Origin of the sequence: Streptomyces sp. NPDC057638, from assembly GCF_042800315.1 — a bacterium.
Lineage (GTDB): Bacteria > Actinomycetota > Actinomycetes > Streptomycetales > Streptomycetaceae > Streptomyces.
In genome coordinates, this window is record NZ_JBHVHF010000478.1 from 1 (window position 1) to 4035 (window position 4035).

Consider the following 4035-nt stretch of genomic DNA (forward strand, 5'->3'; position numbering starts at 1 on the left):
GCGCCATGTTGTGACCGGATTGCGAACGCGGCCATGATGACGCCATGGCACAGAGCGATATGCCCACCATGCGCAGCCGTCGACTCGGCGGGGAATTACGCAAACTGCGCCTCTCGTCGAAACTCCGGGTCCAGGACGCCGCCGAGGCGCTGGAGTGCGGCCAGCCCAAGATCAGCCAGATCGAGAACGGCAAGCGGGGCATCCGTCCGCTCGATCTGACCACGCTGCTCAACCTCTACGGCGTCATGGACGAACAACAGCGCGCCAATCTCAAGCGCCTCGCCAAGGAGATCCACAAGGTGGACTGGTGGAGCGGCCAGGGCCCCCTGCTCCACGACAGCCTGCGGGACTACCTCACGCTGGAGTCCGACTCCCAGCTCTCCCGGATGTTCGAGGCCGGGGTGATTCCGGGGCTGCTCCAGACCGAGGCGTATATGCGGGAGATGTTCTCCGGCGTCGAGTCCACCACCCAGGCCGATTTGCTGGTGGAGATGCGGATAAAGCGCAAGCACGTCCTGGACGACCCGTATGCCTTTCAATTGCGCACGGTCATCGACACACCCGCGCTCCACCGCATCGGCGGCGGCCATGAGGTGACGCGGGGACAACTGGAGCATCTGCTGGAGGCGGGAAAGCAGCGGAATATCACCATCCAGATCCTGCCGCTCGACGCCATTCTCCCGATGGAACAGTACGTCCCCTGTACGATTTTCGAACTACGCGGCGAACCACCCGTCAACGTCATCTGGCTGGAACACATCACCGGTGGTACGTTGCTCGAACGGCCGCGCGATGTCCAACGGTACGGAAAGGCCTGGGACGATCTGACCGCCGCCGCCCTCACTCCCCACGCGTCACGTGCCTATATCCGCGAGCTGCTCAAGGAATTCCGATCATGACCCTGGGGATGATGTCCGGCTTTCCGGAACTCTCAGCGCTCTCCGGATTCACGGGTTTCCCACGGGCACCGGGATTCCCGGGGTTCGTGGGAAACCCGGCATCGACGGGATCCGCGGGATCGACAGGATCTGCGGGATTCGCGGGATTCGCGGGATTCACCGGCGGCGCGCGTTCCACCGGGGCTTCCGGGGTGACGGCGGTTCCCGGCGCCCGGACGATATCCGGTCCCCCCGCCGTGTCCGGGCCACCCGGGTTCCCCCGGCCGCCGACGCGTTCCAGGCCGCCCGGCCGTTACGGATCACCAGGCCCCTGCGGTTCACCGGGTCCGTCCCACGGGTCACCGGCGTTCGCCGGTTCCTCCGGGAGACCCGGACCTGACCGAGGCATACGTTCCCCCGGCGGCTGTCCCGGCTTACCCGGCCCGACCGCGATACCCGGACAGGCCGGCCGCCCCGGACTGCCCGGGACCTCCGGCGCCGGAGGGATCCTCCGCAGAGCCCGGCCCCTCATCGCCGACCCCGCCGAGCTGGAGGGCGCCCGCTGGCACACCAGCAGCCGCAGCGGCACCAGCAACAACTGCCTGGAGCACGGCCGTCTGCGCTCCGGACGGCAGGCGGTGCGCGACACCAAGGACCGGGCCCGGGGCCCCCTGATATTCGGCGGCGCCATCTGGCAGCGGTTCGTCAACGGGGCGCGCGCCGTCCTCACCTCCGACCCCGGCAGCCACGAGGGAGCGCCGCCCGGACGCTGCGGACACGGCGTGGAGCCTCAGCGCAGCAGTACTCCTCCCCCGTCCCCGCCCGGGTCGCCGGGCGCGGCCAGCAGGCCCATCTCGGCGCCGGAGGCGAGCAGCGGGTGGGCGGGCAGGACCCGGACGGTGTAGCCGAAGGGGCCGGTGCGGTCGAGGGTGAGCGGGCCCTCGTAGGTCCAGCGGCCCTCCAGGTCGGGTCCTGCGGTCGGCTTGAGGGCGGTGGTGTGGGCGTCGGCGATGGCGTCGTCGGCGTCGACCCGGCCGGAGACGGCCTGGATCTCGACGTCCTCGGGGCGCAGCTCACCGAGGGCGACCCGGACCCGCAGCGCGAGGGTGGCGCCGAGTTCGGCGGTGTCGTCGCCCTGGGTCTCGGCGGTCTGGTCGACGGTCTCGACATGGTCGACGGTGACCAGCGGCCAGGCGGCCCGGACGCGGCCCTTCCAGGTGGCGAGGGCGCGGGCGGCGCCGGGGGTCAGGGTGCGGTGGGCGCGGGCGGCGGGGGTGTACAGCTCCTCCACGTACTGGCGGACCATGCGTCCGGCCAGCACCTTGGGGCCGAGGGAGCCGAGGGTACGGCGGACCATCTCGATCCAGCGGCGGGGCAGTCCGGCGGCGCCCCGGTCGTAGAAGCGGGGGGCGATCCGGTTCTCGACCAGGTCGTAGAGGGCGGCGGCCTCCAGCCGGTCGCGGCGGTCCTCGTCGGTGCCGGAGCCGTCGGCGGTGGGGATGGCCCAGCCGAAGTCCGGTTCGTACCACTCGTCCCACCAGCCGTCGAGGACGGAGAGATTGAGCGCGCCGTTGAGGGCGGCCTTCATCCCGCTGGTGCCGCACGCCTCCAGGGGGCGCAGCGGATTGTTGAGCCAGACGTCACAGCCGGGGTAGAGGGTACGCGCCATGCCCATGCCGTAGTCGGGCAGGAAGACGATCCGGTGGCGCACCCGGGGGTCGTCGGTGAAGCGGACCAGTTCCTGGACGAGCCGCTTGCCGCCGTCGTCGGCGGGGTGGGCCTTGCCCGCGACGACGATCTGGACCGGGCGGGTGGGGTGGAGCAGCAGTTCGGCGAGGCGGTCGCGGTCGCGCAGCATGAGGGTGAGCCGCTTGTAGGAGGGGACCCGGCGGGCGAAGCCGATGGTGAGGATGTCGGGGTCGAGGACGCCGTCGATCCAGCCGAGTTCGGCCGCGCCCGCGCCGCGCTGGCGCCAGGAGTCGCGCAGCCGTCGGCGCACCTCGGTGACGAGTTGTTCGCGCAGTTCTCTGCGCAGCTCCCAGACCTCGGCGTCGGGGACGTCGGCGACGGCGTCCCAGCGGCCGGAGCCCGCGGTGTCGAGGCCGGTCAGGGCGTCCTCGGTGCGCCGGTCGCCGATGCGGCGGGCGCCGAGCCGCAGCACCTCGGGGGCTACCCAGGTGGGGGCGTGGACGCCGTTGGTGATGGAGGTGATGGGGATCTCGCCGGGGTCGAAGCCGGGCCACAGGCCCGCGAACATCCGGCGGCTGACGGAGCCGTGGAGGGTGGAGACCCCGTTGGCGCGCTGGGCGAGCCGCAGGCCCATGACGGCCATGTTGAAGAGATGGGGTTCGCCGCCCTCGTAGCTCTCCTTGCCGAGCTGGAGGATCCGGTCGACGGGGACGCCCGAGAGTTCGGCGCGTTCGCCGAGGTGGCGGGCGACGAGTTCGCGGTCGAAGCGGTCGATCCCGGCGGGTACGGGGGTGTGGGTGGTGAAGACGGTTCCGGCGCGTACGGCTTCGAGCGCGGCGTCGAAGTCGAGCGGATCGGGGCCGTCGCCGCAGGTCAGTTCGCGGATGCGTTCCAGGCCGAGGAATCCGGCGTGGCCCTCGTTGGTGTGGAAGACCTCGGGGGCGGCATGGCCGGTGAGGCGGCAGTAGGCGCGGACGGCGCGCACCCCGCCGATGCCGAGGAGCATCTCCTGGAGGAGGCGGTGTTCGCTGCCGCCGCCGTAGAGCCGGTCGGTGACCTCGCGGTCGCCGGGGGCGTTGCCCTCGACATCGGAGTCGAGCATCAGCAGCGGGATCCGGCCGACCCGGGCGATCCAGACATGGGCGCGCAGGGAGCGCCCGCCGGGGAGGGCGAGGGTGACCCGGGCGGGGGTGCCGTCGTGCTCCCGCATCAGGGTGACGGGCAGTTCGTGGGGGTCGAGGACGGGATAGTGCTCCTGCTGCCAGCCGTCCCGGCTCAGGCTCTGGCGGAAGTAGCCGTGGCGGTAGAGCAGTCCGACGCCGATCAGGGGGACACCGAGGTCGCTGGCGGCCTTGAGGTGGTCCCCGGCGAGGATGCCGAGGCCGCCGCTGTACTGGGGCAGGGCGGCGGTGACACCGAATTCGGGCGAGAAGTAGGCGATGGCGGCGGGCGGCGCGCTGTCGTGGCG

General features: G+C 71.5%; 3 protein-coding genes. 2 read left to right on the plus strand and 1 reads right to left on the minus strand.

Features of this window, described 5'->3' with window-relative positions; genetic code table 11:
- Positions 1-44: 44 nt before the first annotated feature.
- Positions 45-899 carry a helix-turn-helix domain-containing protein gene (locus ACFVIM_RS33545; protein ID WP_384309691.1) on the plus strand — a complete coding sequence of 285 codons (855 nt, stop codon included), beginning with the start codon at positions 45-47 and terminating at the stop codon, positions 897-899.
- A gap of 11 nt (positions 900-910) precedes the next feature.
- Entirely contained in the window at positions 911-1783 is an 873-nt protein-coding gene (locus ACFVIM_RS33550; protein ID WP_384309696.1) for a DUF397 domain-containing protein, read from the plus strand.
- Here ACFVIM_RS33550 and glgP read toward each other — a convergent pair.
- The coding region (gene glgP, locus ACFVIM_RS33555; RefSeq protein ID WP_384309693.1) for an alpha-glucan family phosphorylase at positions 1669-4035 on the minus strand (2367 nt) is incomplete at its 5' end. The genes ACFVIM_RS33550 and glgP overlap by 115 nt on opposite strands.

Bases quoted from the DNA above. Each gene is read 5' to 3' on its own strand.
- ACFVIM_RS33550 (WP_384309696.1), top strand. From the start codon at position 911: ATGTCCGGCTTTCCGGAACTCTCAGCGCTCTCCGGATTCACGGGTTTC.
- ACFVIM_RS33545 (WP_384309691.1), top strand. From the start codon at position 45: ATGGCACAGAGCGATATGCCCACCATGCGCAGCCGTCGACTCGGCGGG.